Source organism: Pannonibacter sp. CBAS1226, from assembly GCF_055685825.1.
This window is the reverse complement of the sequence record NZ_JBVOUO010000002.1, coordinates 193,357-210,205: the sequence shown is the minus strand read 5'-3', so window position 1 is coordinate 210,205 and position 16,849 is coordinate 193,357. Positions and strand designations below refer to the sequence as shown.

Annotated in this window: 16 protein-coding genes; 5 read left to right on the top strand and 11 right to left on the bottom strand. The window is 62.2% G+C overall.

Going from position 1 to position 16,849, the window contains the following annotated elements:
- Positions 1-32: 32 nt before the first annotated feature.
- The 7 genes from pstB to AC0CMF_RS07985 form a co-directional block, all read right to left on the bottom strand.
- The gene (gene pstB / locus AC0CMF_RS08015) at positions 33-830 is read right to left on the bottom strand and encodes a phosphate ABC transporter ATP-binding protein PstB (RefSeq protein WP_050470871.1); all 798 of its coding nucleotides are present in this window, start codon (positions 828-830) and stop codon (positions 33-35) included.
- Between the two features lie 14 nt (positions 831-844).
- Positions 845-2,179, bottom strand: coding sequence for a phosphate ABC transporter permease PstA (pstA, locus tag AC0CMF_RS08010; protein ID WP_050470870.1), 1,335 nt, complete (start codon positions 2,177-2,179; stop codon positions 845-847).
- The gene (gene pstC / locus AC0CMF_RS08005; RefSeq protein ID WP_050470869.1) at positions 2,176-3,636 is read right to left on the bottom strand and encodes a phosphate ABC transporter permease subunit PstC; all 1,461 of its coding nucleotides are present in this window, start codon (positions 3,634-3,636) and stop codon (positions 2,176-2,178) included. The genes pstA and pstC overlap by 4 nt, the downstream gene beginning before the upstream one ends.
- 70 nt (positions 3,637-3,706) lie before the next feature.
- Complete coding sequence (locus tag AC0CMF_RS08000) at positions 3,707-4,753, bottom strand: substrate-binding domain-containing protein (RefSeq protein WP_374628482.1); 1,047 nt, start codon at positions 4,751-4,753, stop codon at positions 3,707-3,709.
- 342 nt (positions 4,754-5,095) lie between these two features.
- Positions 5,096-6,109, bottom strand: coding sequence for a substrate-binding domain-containing protein (locus tag AC0CMF_RS07995; RefSeq protein WP_123195598.1), 1,014 nt, complete (start codon positions 6,107-6,109; stop codon positions 5,096-5,098).
- A gap of 132 nt (positions 6,110-6,241) precedes the next feature.
- Positions 6,242-7,582: an ATP-binding protein gene (locus tag AC0CMF_RS07990; protein WP_050470867.1), complete on the bottom strand. Its 1,341-nt coding sequence runs from the start codon at positions 7,580-7,582 to the stop codon at positions 6,242-6,244.
- 243 nt (positions 7,583-7,825) lie between these two features.
- Positions 7,826-8,308: an SRPBCC domain-containing protein gene (locus AC0CMF_RS07985; RefSeq protein WP_050470866.1), complete on the bottom strand. Its 483-nt coding sequence runs from the start codon at positions 8,306-8,308 to the stop codon at positions 7,826-7,828.
- A 309-nt stretch (positions 8,309-8,617) separates the two neighbouring features.
- Between AC0CMF_RS07985 and AC0CMF_RS07980 the strand changes: the two genes are divergently transcribed.
- Entirely contained in the window at positions 8,618-9,532 is a 915-nt protein-coding gene (locus AC0CMF_RS07980) for an MBL fold metallo-hydrolase (protein WP_472481434.1), read from the top strand.
- A gap of 100 nt (positions 9,533-9,632) precedes the next feature.
- On the opposite strand, the gene AC0CMF_RS07975 is transcribed toward AC0CMF_RS07980, so the two are convergent.
- Positions 9,633-10,613: a DUF1499 domain-containing protein gene (locus tag AC0CMF_RS07975; RefSeq protein WP_186415205.1), complete on the bottom strand. Its 981-nt coding sequence runs from the start codon at positions 10,611-10,613 to the stop codon at positions 9,633-9,635.
- A 133-nt stretch (positions 10,614-10,746) separates the two neighbouring features.
- Positions 10,747-11,478 carry an HAD family hydrolase gene (locus AC0CMF_RS07970; RefSeq protein WP_050471350.1) on the bottom strand — a complete coding sequence of 244 codons (732 nt, stop codon included), beginning with the start codon at positions 11,476-11,478 and terminating at the stop codon, positions 10,747-10,749.
- A 459-nt stretch (positions 11,479-11,937) separates the two neighbouring features.
- On the opposite strand from AC0CMF_RS07970, the gene AC0CMF_RS07965 reads away from it, so the two are divergent.
- Positions 11,938-12,087 carry a hypothetical protein gene (locus tag AC0CMF_RS07965; protein WP_157757068.1) on the top strand — a complete coding sequence of 50 codons (150 nt, stop codon included), beginning with the start codon at positions 11,938-11,940 and terminating at the stop codon, positions 12,085-12,087.
- 180 nt (positions 12,088-12,267) lie between these two features.
- Positions 12,268-13,242, top strand: a complete 975-nt coding sequence (locus AC0CMF_RS07960; protein WP_050470863.1) for a magnesium transporter CorA family protein — start codon at positions 12,268-12,270, stop codon at positions 13,240-13,242.
- 123 nt (positions 13,243-13,365) lie between these two features.
- Here the strand turns inward: AC0CMF_RS07960 and pdxH are convergent, their stop codons facing one another.
- Positions 13,366-14,004: a pyridoxamine 5'-phosphate oxidase gene (pdxH, locus tag AC0CMF_RS07955; RefSeq protein ID WP_058897752.1), complete on the bottom strand. Its 639-nt coding sequence runs from the start codon at positions 14,002-14,004 to the stop codon at positions 13,366-13,368.
- 78 nt (positions 14,005-14,082) lie between these two features.
- On the opposite strand from pdxH, the gene AC0CMF_RS07950 reads away from it, so the two are divergent.
- Together AC0CMF_RS07950 and AC0CMF_RS07945 are read left to right on the top strand one after the other, a co-directional pair.
- The gene (locus tag AC0CMF_RS07950) at positions 14,083-14,541 is read left to right on the top strand and encodes an RT0821/Lpp0805 family surface protein (RefSeq protein ID WP_374628479.1); all 459 of its coding nucleotides are present in this window, start codon (positions 14,083-14,085) and stop codon (positions 14,539-14,541) included.
- A gap of 138 nt (positions 14,542-14,679) precedes the next feature.
- Positions 14,680-15,663, top strand: a complete 984-nt coding sequence (locus tag AC0CMF_RS07945) for a DnaJ C-terminal domain-containing protein (protein WP_122519478.1) — start codon at positions 14,680-14,682, stop codon at positions 15,661-15,663.
- A gap of 416 nt (positions 15,664-16,079) precedes the next feature.
- Here AC0CMF_RS07945 and AC0CMF_RS07940 read toward each other — a convergent pair whose 3' ends face one another.
- A complete protein-coding gene (locus AC0CMF_RS07940; protein ID WP_374628478.1) occupies positions 16,080-16,826 on the bottom strand; it encodes a crotonase/enoyl-CoA hydratase family protein in 747 nt (248 codons plus the stop codon).
- Between the last annotated feature and the right edge of the window lie 23 nt (positions 16,827-16,849).

Here is a 16,849-nt window from a genome sequence, read left to right as displayed (position 1 = left end):
TCCTCTCAAATTCTCGAGCGCAAGATCCAGTATCAGCCGAAACGGCCGGTGATGTAATCCTGCGTGCGCTTGTCCTGCGGATTGGTGAAGATGTCCTGCGTCGCCCCTTCCTCGACCAGATTGCCGAGATGGAAGAAAGCGGTGCGCTGGGACACGCGGGCAGCCTGCTGCATGGAGTGCGTCACGATCACGATGGTGAAGTTGGTGCGCAGCTCGTCGATCAGCTCTTCGACCTTGGCGGTCGCAATCGGATCAAGGGCCGAGCACGGCTCGTCCATGAGGATCACTTCGGGGCTGACGGCGATGGCGCGGGCAATGCAGAGACGCTGCTGCTGGCCACCGGACAGGCCCGTGCCCGGACCATCAAGACGGTCCTTCACTTCGTTCCACAGGCCGGCCTTCTGCAGCGAGGCAGAAACCACTTCATCGAGTTCCGCCTTGTTGCGGGTCAGGCCGTGGATGCGCGGACCATAGGCGACGTTCTCGTAGATCGACTTGGGGAACGGGTTCGGCTTTTGGAACACCATGCCGACCTTGGCGCGCAGCTGCACCGGATCGACCTTCGGATCGTAGATGTTCTCGCCGTCGATCAGGATGTCACCTTCAACGCGGCAGATGTCGATGGTGTCGTTCATCCGGTTGAGGGTGCGCAGGAAGGTGGACTTGCCGCAGCCCGACGGACCGATAAAGGCGGTCACGGAACGGGGCTGAATCTTGATGTCCACGTCCTTGATGGCGTGCTTGTCGCCGTAATAGACCTGAACCTTCTGGGCGACGATCTTGGGTTCTGCGTGGGTCACGCCGTTCTCCACTTTTGCGCTGACATTCATCGGTAATCCCTTTCTTACCAGCGGCGCTCAAAGCGGCGGCGCAGGATGATGGCAACCAGGTTCATTACGATCAGGAACACCAGCAGCACGATAATGGCTCCGGATGCGCGCTCGACGAAAGCCGGGTCACCACGCTGCGTCCAGTTGAAGACCTGAACAGGCAGGGCAGCTGCCGGCTCGAAGAAGCCTTCCGGCGGAGCAGACGGGAAACTGCGAACAAATGAAACCATGCCGATCAGCAGCAGGGGCGCGGTTTCACCAAGGGCCTGAGCCAAGCCAATGATCGTTCCAGTCAGGATGCCGGGAGCGGCAAGCGGCAGCACGTGATGAAAGATCGACTGCATCTTCGACGCACCGACCCCAAGCGCCGCATCCCGGATGCTCGGCGGCACCGCGCGCAGCGCAGCACGGGTGGCAATGATGATTGTCGGGATCGTCATCAGCGTCAGGACAAGACCGCCAACCAGCGAGGCCGACTGGGGAAGACCGGCAAAATTGATGAAAACAGCCAGGCCAAGGATACCGAACACGATTGACGGAACGGCTGCCAGGTTCGAGATGTTGACTTCAATCAGGTCAGTAAACCAGTTCTTGGGGGCAAATTCCTCAAGGTAGATGGACGCCGCCACGCCGATCGGAACCGCCAGGACAAGAACAATCATCATCATATACATGGAGCCGAGGAAGGCGATACCCAGACCTGCCGCTTCAGGACGCAAGTCGGAGGCATCCGGCCCGAAGAAGAAGCCCCAGTTGAAGCCTTCATACATCATGCCGGCTGCGCGCATTCTGTCGGCGAGTTCCAGCTGCTCAGGCGAGATATTGCTATCCAGCTTCGCGCTGTCCATCGTGACGCGGCCCTTGAAGTAGCCATCGACACGGCCATTGGCGTAGGTCTTGAACTTGATTGTCTGGCCGACAAGGTTCGGATCCGCCAGCACCATGTTGCGCAGTGTCGCCGGTGCTTCCTTGGAGACGAGATCAAAAATTTCCCTGTCGGACAAACCGCCGGTCTCAATGCCCGCACGGTTCAGAGCCTCCAGAAGCGCCTTCTGGATTACATTCCCGTAGCCGACCGTGCTGACCTTCTTCATCTCCTCAAGATCCCGCTGGCCCGACTTGTCGAGGGCGGATTCCGTCAGCTGCACATCGAACTCAACAAAGGCCTGGTTGAATGCAGCAAGGCCACTGGAAAGCACTGAAGACAGAAGGATGACGAGGGACATCAAGCCAATGAAAATGGCCGTCATTCCATAGAAGCGGAACCGGCGCTCAGCCGCGTTTCTCCGCTTGGTCCGTGCATCCGGGTTATAGATCGATTTGAACGGAACAGTATCGACGCTGGTCATTCGTATTGCTCCCGGTATTTACGGACGATGTAAAGAGCGGCGACATTCAGTCCCAGAGTGAAGACAAAGAGCGTCATGCCAAGCGCGAAGGCGACCAGTGTCTCCGGTGAGGCGAACTCCGTGTCACCTGTCAGCTGGCTGACGATCTTCACTGTAACGGTGGTCATGGCATCGAACGGATTGAGCCCCAGCTTGGCTGCAGCTCCGGCGCCCATCACCACAATCATGGTCTCGCCAATGGCGCGGCTTGCTGCCAGAAGGACAGCGCCGACAATGCCCGGCAAGGCCGCCGGAAAGACAACTTGCCGGATCGCCTCGGATCTGGTGGCCCCAAGGCCATAGGCACCGTCACGCAGAGACTGGGGAACCGCATTGATGATGTCATCCGAAAGAGATGACACGAAGGGGATGAGCATGATGCCCATCACGAGACCGGCAGTCAGCACCGACGACGACGAATTGCCCAGGCCCATGGGCTGGGCGAAGTAGTCGCGCAGGAAAGGGCCAACCGTAATCAGGGCGAAAAGGCCGTAGACGATGGTCGGGATACCCGCCAGCAGCTCAAGCAGCGGCTTGGCGATGCTTCGAACCGGCTTGGACGCATATTCCGACATGTAGATTGCCGCATAAAGGCCAACCGGCACGGCAAACAGGAGCGCGACGGTCGAGACATACAAGGTACCCCAGAGCAACGGCAGGATGCCCAGTTCGGAGCCGCCGCGGAACTGCGGATTCCAGACCGTACCGAAGAAGAACTCGGTAGCAGGGTACATGTTGAAGAAATTATAGGTCTCAAACAGCAGGGACGACACAATGCCGAAGGTCGTCAGCACGGCGACGAGCGATGCAGCAAGAAGCATTGAACGCGTGAACTGCTCGGAGACATTTCTGGCGCGGAAGTCCGGATTAATCCGGAAAAACGACCAGACAAGCCCGGCGGCCGCAACCGCAATCACCGCAATGGCCATCATGAACCGGGAGGAATTGGTCATCGCCCGGTATGACTTGGCAGCCTCAAAGACTTCGCTGCGCACATCGGCACCGAGGGCAACCCCAGCCTGCGCCATGCGGCCGCGAATGAGGCTGAGATCACCGCGCATTTCCGCGATGCTTTCCTCAGACAGATCACCACGGCGGGCAAGAACCTGCAGCCCGCCGGCAATACGGCGAACGTCGGTCATCACCAGTGTCATGGCGGTCGAGCTGTCGGATGACGCCTCCGGAAGACTCCGCGACGCCGCTCCTTCAATAATCACCGGCGACAAAAACAGCCAGGCAGCCATCAGCACGAGCGCCGGAACGGCCGTGAACAGAAACACAACCGTGCCATAGTGGCCCGGCAGCGAATGCAGTTTCCGTCTATCTCCGCCAACGAGAGCCACCGCCCGGCTTCTGCCAGCGAACGCCCCAACAAAGGCAAGAGCAACAATTATAAGGAGAAGGGCACCGAGGCTCATGAGCTATCCAATCCACAGAGCAAAGGGTGGCGCTATTGCGCCACCCTGGTCTTCCATAGGCTCGAACCGCTTACTTGAGCGGACCCATGACGACTTCGTCAGCAACGGCCTTCTGGGTCGCAGCCAGTTCCGGATCGGAAACGAGGCCGTACTGAGCGAGCGGGCCATCCGGACCTGCGATATCGTCGGAGACGAAGAACTCGACGTATTCCTTCAGGCCCGGGATCACGCCGATGTGAGCCTTCTTCACGTAGAAGAACAGCGGACGGGAAACCGGGTACTCACCCTTGGCAATGCTCTCGACCGTCGGAACGATGCCGCCCATGGTCGCAACCTGGAGCTTGTCGGTGTTGTTCTGGTAGAAGGACAGACCGAACACGCCGATACCATGCGGGTTGGCAGCAACGCGAGCCAGGGTCTCGGTGTAGTCGCCGTCGATGTCGATGGACACGCCATCGGTGCGCAGCGCCATGCAAGCCTTGGCAGCAGCCTTGGCGTCACCACCGTTGGCAGCCGTCAGAGCTTCTTCGATGCCGTTGGCCTTGCAGCCAGCGTGCAGAACCTTCTCGTCGAACACTTCGCGGGTGCCATGCTTGGTGCCCGGAATGAAGGCGAGGATGTCCTGCTCCGGCAGGTCAGCGCGCACATCGCTCCACTTCTTGTTCGGGTTGGCAACGAGCTGGCCATCCTTCACGACCTGGGCGGCCAGAGCGGAGTGCCAGTCAGCCGGGGTGAACTCGAACTTGTTTCCGTTGATGTCGGAAGCAAACACGATGCCGTCATAGCCGATGCGCACTTCCATGAGCTCGGTGACACCGTTGGCGTTGCAGGTGTCGATGTCCGACTGCGTGATGCGGCTGGAGGAGTTCGCGATGTCGATGGTGTTCACACCAACGCCTTCGCAGAGCTTCTTGCGGCCAGCGCCCGAACCGCCGGATTCCACGACCGGGGTCGGGAAGTCGGTGTTTTCGCCGAAAGCTTCAGCAACGATGGAAGCATAGGGCAGAACCGTCGAGGAACCGGCGATCTGGATCTGATCACGAGCCTGAGCGGCGCCGGCGACTGCGGTGGCGGCAACCGCGAGGGCAACCGTGCTTACGAGGGTTTTGAACTTCACTTGACCACTCCCTTTGAATGTCAAGGTTTTTGGGCGCGCCACCCAGCCTCCCCTGAGGCCCTGGCGACGAGCGGAACCTAACGGCCGCAGATGAGACTTCTATGTCAGTTCCATATCACTTTTGTGACAATTTAAGTTATTGATAAAGTTGAATAATTTTTCCGAAGCTGCCCCAATAAATGCCGTTTTGTGACATTGGCGGGCGAGCAGGGCCGCTCCGGCTGGAACAGCCTGTCAGACCGGGAGCATCTTGTTAGCCGGCAGCGCGCCAGGAACCCTGCCGGCAGCGCCCGCAGCAGCGGAGAGCGGCAATGCCTCCCATCCCCTCTTGAAAAGCTGCGGTCAATGGGCCGCCGCCAGTTCCTCAGCCAGCTTCTCGTTCTCGAGCCGCTGGTGCTTCGGCAGCGGAATGAGGCCCTTCCCGGCCAGGTAACCGCCCGGTCCCAGCGCCTTTTCAGACGCAAATTCAAGGAGATATTCCTCAAGCCCCGGGATCTTTCCCAGATGCTCCTCCTTCACGTAGAAATAAAGCGGCCGGGACAGGGGATAGGTGCCAGCCGCAATCGTGACGGCGGATGGCTCGACACCGGAGATCTTCACGGCTTTCAGCCCGCCGCGGTTCTGGTCCAGGAAGGAATAGCCGAAGATGCCGAGGGCCCGCGGGTTCTGCTCCAGCATGGCCACAACGAGGTCATCGTTCTCGCCCGTCTCCAGAAAGGCCCCATCCTGCCGCAATTCATGACAGGTTGCGCCCTTCAGCCCGAGGCTTCCTGCATCGGCAAGTGCGGAACAGCCCTGCTCCATGGCAATTTCGACGAATGTATCGCGTGTGCCGGAGGTCGGCGGCGGACCAAGAATCTCGACGCGCTTGTCCGGCAGCTCTGCGCTGATCTGACGCCAGGATTGAAAGGGATTGTCCAGCAAACGGCCTTCCACAGGCACCTTGCGGGCGAGGCCCAGAAAGAGCTGTTCGAGGGAAAGATCCATGTCTTCCCCGCTTGCGGCTCCGGCAAGCACGATGCCATCAAAGCCAAACCGGATCTCGACCGGCGTGACGCCATTTGCGCGGCACTCCTCCAGTTCGGCCGGCTTCATCGGCCTTGAAGCGTTGGTGACGTCGGGTGTCGCATCCCCCGCGCCGGCACAGAACAGCTTGATGCCGCCTCCGGTGCCGGTGGATTCGATGACCGGAAATTTTCCGCCGTTCTGAAGGGAAACCCGTTCGGCGACCGCTGCCGCGAAGGGATAGACCGTCGAGGAGCCGACAATCTGCACCTTGTCACGCGCCTGTGCAGGCAGGCCAGCCCCCACGAGGGCGGGCAGAAGCAACGCAGCCCCAAGATAATGTCTTGTCATGCTGATGATCTCCGGCGTGCAACTCAAGCGCGGGATCCGTCACGGGGACGGCCGCTTCGGCAGGACTGCCTATAGCACATGTCCTAATGAGACGATGTGAGAGTTGCATGACGCCTTGCAGATTTTGACGGATCAACGTGAGGCTGCAGCCCCGGTCTGTCCATCTGCGGGGAAGGTGATCGAGAATGCCGCCCCCTGCCCCGGCTGGCTTTCGATATCCAGGCGGGCCCGGTGCCGGGTGAGGATGTGCTTGACGATGGCAAGCCCGAGGCCGGTGCCCTTCATGGCGCGGCTGGAGGCGACATCGACGCGGTAGAACCGTTCGGTGAGCCGCGGCAGATGCTCCGACGAAATGCCCTCGCCATAGTCCCGGACGGTCAGCACCCAGCCCTGCCCGCTTCCCTGCGGGCGAACCGAAACATCGACACGCTTGCCGGTGCTGCCGTATTTCAGCGCATTTTCCACGAGGTTCTCGGTCACCTGGATCAACTCGTCACGGTCACCCCGGACAACGGCCTCCTGCTCGGGCACATCCACGTGCACCTCCATGCCAAGCTCGCGCGCCAGCGGAGACAGGGCGTCATTGGTGTGGCGCACGGCCTCGCGCAGATCCACCAGCTTGTCCGGACGCACATGGGCTTTCAGCTCGATGCGGGACAGGGACAGAATGTCATCGATCAGGCGGCGCATCCGGTTCGCCTGTTCCAGCATGATGGCAAGGAACCGCTCCCGCGCCCGCTCATCGTCCTTGGCCGGCCCCTGCAGGGTTTCGATGAAGCCCGTGAGGGATGCCAGAGGCGTGCGCAGCTCATGGCTGGCGTTGGCGACAAAGTCGGTGCGCATGCGCTCCAGCCGGCGCTGCTCGGTCAGGTCCCGCAGCGCCACCAGCAGAAAGTCGGGCATGGCGGGTTCGTCCTGCCCCGGCTTCAGCGAGGGCAGATAGATCGGCGCGATACTGGCTTCGAACCAGGATTCGGTCGGCACTTTTTCCGCCCATTCGATCCGTTCCACCGTGCCTTGCGAGCGGGCGCGGTCGAAGGCTTCCAGCAGGGATGGCGTGCGCAGGCCGAAGGAAATCGGGTCCCCCGGGCGGACGGCCGGATAGTGCTCGCGGGCCAGCGTGTTCACATAACGGGTGATGCCCCGCCCGTCGGCAATGAAACAGGGCATGGGCAGCGCGTCGGCCGTCACCTTGATGCCGGTTCCGGGCCACATGCGGCGCAGGTCGCGCTTGTTCTCAAGCTGCAGGGCACGCACGGCATCGCTGCGGCGGGGACCGAGGGCTGCGGCCAGAAACACGGCGAAGAAACCGCAAAGCACGGCCAGAAGCGGAATACGGAAGACGGCCCAGAGCAGAATCAGCACGGCGCCGGCCGTGAACAGCACCCAGCGCGCATCCTTCAGGCGCTGCGACGGCCTTGCCTGCAGCTCGCGCGGAGGCAGCTTCTCGTCTTCAATCTGTGTATTGGTCATCGCGAACCTGCGCCTGCTTCCGCCCCGCCGCTCCCACGGAATATCATGAGCCGGTGAAATAACCCGGCTCTATGTCACTCACACGACAAAAACCAGATTAGCGTATCGAACCAACGCCCAGATGAATGTCCCGTGTCATTTTGACGGCATTTCACATGTTCTGTCACTGTGCGAAACGGCAGGCGTCCCCTGGCCCCGGAAGGCTGATGCGGGGAGCGGCCGGCGCTGCCGGGCGAACGGAACTCATCCTGAGGTGATGTAGCGTGAAGAGGCGGCCCTCGTCAGGGCTTCCAGCAAACGCGGCCAGCCAGCCCCGGAGGCCATGAAGGCGCGGTAATCCTCGCCTGCCGCGCCATGGCGGATGAAATCCCCGTGGCTGACTTCAAGGCGCGTCGCCTCCCCGGCATCGCGGAAGGACAGCACCACCCGGCTTGCTGCGGAAGGATCGGCAACCGGCTTTCCGTCCGGGCCGATTTGCCAGGCGAGCCGCAGATAGAGCGGCGCTTCAATGGACAGGACCGTGCCCCAGATGATCCGCCGGCCATCCTCGCCCACCCGCGAGCAGGCCCCGCCCAGATGCGGATCAATGAGGACGTCCTGCGCGGACTGGCCGAAGAAGGGATCATGCCTTGGCCACCAGGAGGCAATCCTGTCCACAGTCAGGGCAAAGGCCGCCTCGCGCTTGAGGGGAAGAACGGCTTCCAGGGAAAGAGCATGTTCGGGCATGGGGCCTTGCCTGTCCTCATCTGGCTGGTCATGCGAGCGGCCGCGCGCACCTCTCCTTCGGGGAAAGACAGCGCCGCCCATCGCTTTCTAACCCGTCCACATTACCGCTTCATGCCAGTGGCGCCAATGCGACCGGTCAATCAAAACGGGAAACGGTTGTGTGCCGGACCTGACAATTGCTTGACTTGACTTGTCCTGCGCTGAACAGATGCGCAGGAACAGGCGATAGCAAGGCTTTGAGATGCTGACGCGTCACGCCTTGAAATTGCTCAGGCGCCGCACGGCTTGCCCGCTCCAAAGAGACCGGTGATGACGAAACTGCAGCACGATCTTTCCTTCGATCCGCGTCATGGCGAGCCGGTGGAGGTGGCCCCCGGCATCCGGCGGCTGACGGTGAACAATCCCGGCCCTTTCACGTTTCATGGCACCAACACCTATCTGATCGGCGAGGGCGAGGTGGCCGTGCTGGACCCGGGCCCGGAGGATGAGGCGCATCTGCAGGCCATTCTGGCGGCCACCCGCGGCCAGAGCGTCACGGCCATTCTCGTTAGCCACACCCACAAGGATCACTCGCCCGCCGCCGCGCGGCTTGCCGCGCTCACCGGTGCCCAGATACTCGGCTGCGCGCCCCACCGGCCAGCCCGGGCACTGCATGGCAACGAGGTCAATCCGCTGGATGCCAGCGCCGACATGGACTACCGGCCGGACCGGCAGCTGGCTGACGGAGAGCGCTTCACCGCCGGCGGACGGCTGTTCGAGGCGGTGGAAGCCCCCGGCCACACGGCCAATCATCTCGCCTTCGCCCTGCCGGATGACGGGTTGATGTTCTCCGCCGATCACGTCATGGCCTGGTCCACCTCCATCGTCGCTCCTCCGGACGGATCGATGCAGGCCTATCTCGCCTCACTCGACAGGATGATGGAGCGCAGCGAGAGCCTTTATCTGCCCGGCCACGGCAACCTGCTTCACGCGGCGCAGGACTACATGGCCGCCCTGAAGGCACACCGGATGCAGCGGGAGGCAGCCATCCTCGGCGTGCTGCAGCGCCTTGGACAGTCGAACATTCCGCAGATCGTTGATGCGGTCTATGCAGGCCTTGACCCGCGCCTGAAGGGGGCAGCAGCCCTCTCCGTCTTTGCGCAACTGGAGCGGCTGGTGGAGACAGGAGCGGCGCAGTGCGACGGAGAAGCACGGCTCGAAGGGCTCTACTGGGCGGCGCCCTGAAAGCTCGCGCCTTGATATCAAGGCTCTGAGATGCTGACGCATCACGCCTTGAAATTGCTCAGACGCCGCACGGGCTCGACCACCCCTCAATGAGTCAAGCTCATCGAGGGGCGATATGACCCTGCACCTCATCCCCCTGATAAATCTCGTCGAACTCCGGCTCTGCAGCGGCAGGCTCCGGTGCCTGATAGGGTTTGAAGCCTGGCAAAGGCACTGGCCTGCCCGCGTCCTCTTCCGGCCGCTCGGTCAGGAGCGGCAGTTCTTCGGCCTGTGCACGGGCCTCCTCGGCTTCTTCCTCAGTGACGTTGAGGCGGCCGATGCTCCCGTAGGCCTCGGTCAATGCCGCATCGAGATCCCGGTAGAAGCTGCGGATCTGCTGGGCATTGAAACCCAGATCATGTGCGGCGAAACGCGAGCTGGCCCGCACATCGAGGATGGATCCGGTCACGTCAGGCTCCACGCGCACGGATATGCCGGCCGGAAGGCCGATGAGCGGAACCCGGGCGATCGCCTGCAGCAGGCTGGGAGAATCGCGCATGTCCGGCGGCAGTTCGGTGACGATTTCCCAGCCGTTCTTTTCCATCACCTTGCGCACAGCCGCATGCAGATCGACCGGCTCCAGCCGGAAGCGGCGCGAGACGATTTCCGGATAGGCCTGCGTCTGCAAGGCAGCATCGAACCGCGGCGGCGCGAGAGCATCACGGGCAGAAAGGGCTTCAACGGCCGGAGGCGGATCGGATGGGTCGGTGCTGATATCATTGAGCTGGGGAAACATGTTCCAGCCCGCAGCCAGCAGTGTCAGCGGCACGAGCAGGACAAGACCGTAGAACACCGCGCGCACAGCATCGCCGACGCCGGTCCCGCCGCGCTGCCACCACAGGAAGATGGCCGTGATGGCCAAACCAAGGCCGGACAGCCCAAGAGCGGCGCCGAGCAGCAGGCTGAGTTCAAGCTGGTTGGCTGCGATGACCCCGCTTCGATAGGCTACGGCAGCGGCAAACAGCGTCGGAACGCCCATTGCCGCCATGAAGCGTGAGGCGCGCCCAAGTTCAGAACGCGGAACGGGATACCGCTTTCTCACCACCTGCTCCCCTGCCCGGCCCAGCTGGGCCTGTTGCCGGAATGGCCGCCGGAAGGCGGCATCCCTATCTGGGTGCCGTCTGCCGCCGTCAAAAGCAAGAGCAGAAACGCCGTCCCCGGCAAAGAGACGGTGTTCAGTGCACCGGCATCATTGCATCCAGCCAGTCCAGGAGATCATCAAGACCGGTGAGAACGTGATCCGCATGCGGGGCCAGAATGTCCGCACCAATTGTCCCGGTGGCAACGGCCACGGCAACGGCGCCGGCCTGGCGCCCTGCATGCATGTCATGCAGGCTGTCCCCCACCATGGCAACCTCCTGCGGGTGCAGGCCGTTCTGCTCCTGGAAGGCCATGACCATGCCGGGCGCAGGCTTTGCCCCGAAGCCGCTGTCATAGCCATAGATCTGGGCAAAGCACTGCTCGATGCCCAGTGCGCGCATCTGGGCGCGGGCGGAGCTTTCCGTGTCGTTGGTGGCGATGCCGAGGATGTAGCCGGCGTCATGCAGCGTCCGGATCGTCGCTTCCAGCGCCGGGAACGGCGCAAGGCTTTCAAGGCCAAAGGCCTTCAGATGCGCTTCGATCTCGCGCAGGAGTGCCGTGGTATCGGCAATGCCCATCACCTGGGCCCATTCGCCGATGACCGCATCATTGGCCCCCGCCACGAAGGGAGAATGCGGCTCGAACAAGCCGGTTTCCAGATTGAAGGCGGTGATCCGCGCCAGCTCGGTCTTCACCAGCGCATTTCCGGCGGCCATCGTGTCGAGCAGCCGGGCAAAGGCGGGCGACCAGGTCTGCTGGAAGTCGATCAGCGTGCCGTCCTTGTCGAACAGGATTGCCTTGACCGGGGTTTGCGGCCGTGTGCTCATGCCTTGCATCTCCGATGCCCGGGGCCGGACATGAAAGGCCGGAGACGGGACCAAACTTCTGTTGCGGGCTGATTCCGCCCTTTTGCGCAGACAGACATGACTTGCCCGCCCATGCAAGACCCGTCTGAAAGGAGAAGGCGGTTTCCTTGGATTTTATCCCGCCGCATCCGTCAATTTGCCTTTGCCGCCTTTGGAACGGCCATACGGGGCATCAGCCTTTTCAAGGCGTGAGCGGATTGTAACAAGACGACATTTTATTTGACCGGCATTTGCCTTCAACTCGCCTTACCCAAGGATTAAGTTTTTACCAGACGTAAACTGTCGAAGTTTACGCTTTAGTCAGTGTCTTTCCTCTGTGTTTTTCAGGGAAAGGCAAGAAAAAACCCGCGCGAAAGCCACATAGATGCCGCAATCGGGCATCACTGAGCGCGCCATTCAACGCCCAACGGACCAGAAACAATGTCGACCCTTGCAAAGCAGACCCCGAAAGCCGCCGCCGCCCCGAACCTTGCAGATCTCTACAAGCCGCTGGGCATTCAGGCCGTGACGGCTGCCGCCATGTGCTTCAAGCAGAGCAAGGCCGCCAAGGCCGGCTCCAACCGCAAGTAATGCGCATGACCGCTGATTTCTGAGCCGGGCATCTGAGGAGGGTGCCCGGCTCTTGCTTTTTCTGCCCCCTTCCGCGCAGGGCGCTCTTTCACATGCGCCAGTGCCTGTCGTCTTTCTGTCATGGTGGAATCGTATGCGGCGTGGCATCGTCACCCCGGCGCATCGGGCGGGAGTTCCTTCATGATCATTGCATACACACCATCAGCCGCCGCCATGGTTAGGGTTGAAGTGAAAGGCGGCGAACAGATACCGCCGTCTGCAGTGTGGATTGACCTGTTCAATCCCACCTTCGAAGAACAGCGGCTGGCGGAAAAACTGATGGGCGCAGAGATCCCGACGCGGGAGGAAATCTCCTCGATCGAAACGTCGGAGCGGCTCTATGAAGAACCCGGCGCCATCGTCATGACGGCGGTGCTGCCCATGGCCGCACGGATGCCCGATCCGCGCACCTCATCCGTCACCTTTGTCCTCAGTTCCCGGCGGCTTGTGACAGTCCGCTATGGCGAACCCCAGTCGATCCAGACCTGCGCCCGCCGCGTCCAGCAGGATGGCACCATCCCGCGCAATGGCCCCGGTGTGCTGTTCGTGCTGCTGGATATCATCTGCGACCGCTGCGCCGATGTGATGGAAGAAGCGTCGGATGCTTTCGACCGGATATCGATGCAGGTATTCGAGGAGGGCTTGAGTTCGCGCAAGGCCGAGACCTACCGTTCCGCCATCCGCACGCAGGGGCGCATCGGTCTGCAGGTCGCACGCATGCATGATGTCTGCGCCAGCCTGACGCGGCTGTTCCTGTTCCTCTCCGCCCGCTCAACACGGGTGAACCTGACGGACGAGCAGGTGGCGGCCTGCAAGATGCTGGGGCGTGACATCAACTCGATCAAGCAGCATGCCGATGCACTGGATGCCAAGCTCAGCTTCCTGCTCGACGCAACGGTCGGCCTGGTCAATCTGGAGCAGAACCAGATCATCAAGATCTTCTCGGTTCTTGCTGTCGTGTTCCTGCCGCCGACGCTGATTGCCTCGATCTACGGCATGAACTTCGCCAAGATGCCGGAGCTGGAATGGGACTGGGGTTACCCGTTTTCGCTCGGCCTGATGCTTCTCGCGGTTCTGGTGAACTTCCTCTATTTCCGCTGGAAGAAGCTGCTCTGATACCAGGGCTTTCGATGCTGAGGCATCAGACCTTGAAATTGCTCATGCGCCGCACGGGCTTATAGCGGCTCCCGATGAGTCAAGCTCACCGGGAGCCGGTTTGTCAGGGCAGCTTCCAGTGGCTCACGGATAGAGGCGGGCCTTCGTCCATGCTTCGCCTTCCGATGCCCGGGTGAATTTCACCCGGTCGTGCAGGCGGAACGGACGGTCGTGCCAGAACTCGATTTCCACCGGCACGATGCGCAGGCCTGACCAGTGGTCCGGGCGGGGAATATCGCCGATGCCGAACTTGGCCGTGTAGCGCGCCACTTCCTTTTCCAGCGCAAAACGGCTTTCCAGCGGGCGGGACTGTTTCGAGGCCCAGGCCCCGATCCGGCTGCCGCGCGGGCGGGACTTGTAATACTCGTCCGCCTCTTCCGGGCTGACCTGCGTGACCAGCCCGCGCACCCGCACCTGGCGGCGCAGCGACTTCCAGTGGAAGCACATGGCGGCCTTGCCGGCCGACAGAAGCTCGCGCCCCTTGGCGCTTTCCAGATTCGTGTAGAACACGAAGCCGCGCTCATCGAAATCCTTCAGCAGCACCATGCGCACATTCGGCAATCCACTGTCATCGACCGTCGCAACCGCGACCGCGTTGGGGTCGTTGATCTCTTTCTCCGTGGCGTCCGCAAGCCATTCAGCAAAAAGCTGAAACGGTTCCGCTACTTCCGTGAAGTCACCTTTTGTTAACGCTTCCGGGGGAGTGTTTACTGTATGGGTCATCGGCTTTCACGACTGGTTCTGATGGGCGCTTTGCCTCCAGGCGGGAAGGTCCGACCCGGGGAAAGAAGGGCTTTTGTGATGCGTAACCTTTCATATCCCCGGCCGCTTTCCAAGCGGCTGGTTCCGCTTGGTGTGATTTTGTCACTGGGCTGGATTGCGGCCGGCTGTTCGCAGATGTCAGCCACGCTCGCCACCAACGACATGATCGCGCCGCTGGATCTGACCAATTCCATCAATGGCATGCCCACGGATGCCAGTGCGGGCGTTGAACCGGCAGACCGTCAGGTCATCGCCCTTGCACTTGCCGGGACCGCGCCTGCCGGGGGCGGCGAGGTCGAAATTCCCTGGCTCAACCCCGAAAGCGGCAACTCCGGCACCATCACCAAGGTGTCCGGTGAAGGCGCGCAGGTGCCCGGCTGCATGAGCTTCCGCACCACAGCCAACACGTTTCAGGGGGTGAAGGCCTATGAGGGAAGCGCCTGCCGGGATGCGCGCCAGAACCTTGCCGTCATCAGTCTTGCCGCACTTGGGGTTTGAAAGAAGATATTCCGGCGTTGCATGAGCTACGTGCAAGCTTGTACTGGCATCATTTCCTGTCGCTTCCCATATGAGACGTGACTAGACTTATCAGGCGTCCGGATGCTCCGGGCGCCTTCACCACATAGCGGACTGACAATGAAAGACCCTTACTCCGTTCTTGGCGTAACCAAAACGGCAAGCGAAGCGGACATCAAACGGGCCTTCCGCAAGCTTGCAAAGCAGTATCACCCGGATCAGAACGCCAATGATCCGAATGCACAGGCACGCTTTTCCGAGATCAACCAGGCCTATGAGATCGTGGGTGACAAGGAGAAGCGCCAGAAATTCGACCGGGGCGAGATCGGCGCCGACGGCAAGCCGCGCTTTCAGGCGCATGGCTTTGAAGGCTTCGACGGCTTCCGCGAAGGCTCCGCGCGTGGCGGTGCCGGCGGCGGCTTCACGGGCGGTGCCTTTGACGACATTCTGAACGACATTCTCGGCGGCTTCGGCGCACGCCGTGGCGGCGCGGGCGCAGGGCCCGGCGCTGGTGCCGGGGCGCGCGGCTTTGCCGGGGATCCGGGCGCAGCGCGCGGCGGCGCCCCCCGTGCCGGACAGACGGTCGAGATGATCGCACTTGTGACGGTCGAAGAGCTTGGCCGCGACGGCAAGACCCGCGTCACCCTGCCCAATGGCAAGACCATCGACATGAAAATCCCGGCCGGCACCGTGGAGGGCGACAAGATCCGCCTGCGCGGTCAGGGCCAGCCCGGCGTCAACGGCGGGCCTGCGGGCGATGCGGTGATCGAGATCCGCCTGAAGCCGCACAAGCTGTTCGTGGTGCGGGGCAACGACCTGCATCTCGATCTGCCGCTGGCGCTCTATGAGGCGGTTCTGGGCGCGAAGGTGCGCACACCGCTGCTCGACGGCGCGGCCTATCTCACCATTCCGCCCGGCTCCAGCAGCGGCAAGACCATGCGGCTCAAGGGCAAGGGCCTGCCGACGAAAAACGGCGGCCATGGCGACCTTCTGGTCCGCCTCGAAATCGTGCTGCCACCGCATGCCGACGAAGAGCTGGAGACGCTGATGAAGGCCTGGCGGGAAGTCACCCCCTACCCGGCCCGCGGCCCCGAGTTCGACTGACTCCGCCCCATTTGGGGCAATCTGAACTGAAACAGCCCGCCGGAGAGGTCCGGCGGGCTGTTTTGTTTGGGTCTGCAGGCTTCTGCTGGTCAGGTTCCCGCAGGCTTTCAGCCCACACCACGCCGTCCCGGCCTCCGTGCCGGGACCTGTCAGGGAGTTGCTGCTGTCAAGCGTTCAAGGCCGTCGTCCCGGACGAAGCGAAGCGGAGATCCGGGAACCACTCGCTCCCAGAGCGGCGGGATTGAATTGCCGCCGTAGAGGCTAACAAAAAGTGGCTTCCATTGCCGCGCCCTTTCAAACAACGGCACATCTCTGGAAACGAGTGGGCCCCGGCTCAAAGGGCCGGGGTGACACCTGAGCAAGCTGCAAGGCAGCATGTCTGTGACGGGGCGGAGCAAGTTCCACGCCGTTCCAGATCACCCCTTCCCCTTGCCCATGAAGGCCGCAAAGGCGGTGGCGGCTTCCGGGGAGGAGAGGCGCTGGCCGAAGATGAGGGCTTCCTCGTCCATCCGTGCCAGAACCTCCGTCCGGTCCCCGCGCAGCAGGCGGCGGGAGAGGCCCATGGCTTCACGCGGACGGGCGGCAATGCGGCTGGCGCAGTCGAAAGCCGCCGTTTCGAGATCGGCCTCGCTGACCACATGATTGACAATGCCCGCCTCACGCGCGGCTTCCGCAGTGAAGGGATCACCAAGGCACAGAAGCGCAAAGGCGCGCTGGTGGCCCATGATGCGCGGCGCCAGCAGGCTGGAGCCAGCCTCCGGCACAAGCCCCAGATCGACAAACGGCGTGCGCAGCACCGTGCGGGGCGTGGCATAGACCATGTCGCAATGGAACAGCAGCGTGGTGCCGACGCCGATGGCAAGCCCGTCCACCGCCGCAACCAGCGGCTTTTCCAGCCGGGCAAGGACGAACAGGAACTTCAGCACCGGCGTGTCCGACAGGTCGCCCTGCGAGGCGTAGCGCATGAAGTCGGCAATATCATTGCCTGCGGTGAAGGCGCCGGGCGAGCCGCTGATGAGGTGGCAGCCGATACCTGCATCCGCCTCACCCGCCATCAACCCGTCCACGAGGGCGAGATACATTTCGCCGGTGATGGCATTTTTCTTGTCCGGCCGGTCGAACCTGACAAGGTTGACGCCATCCCTGCTTTCATGACGGATCATGCCGCCCTCCCCGCTTCATGTTT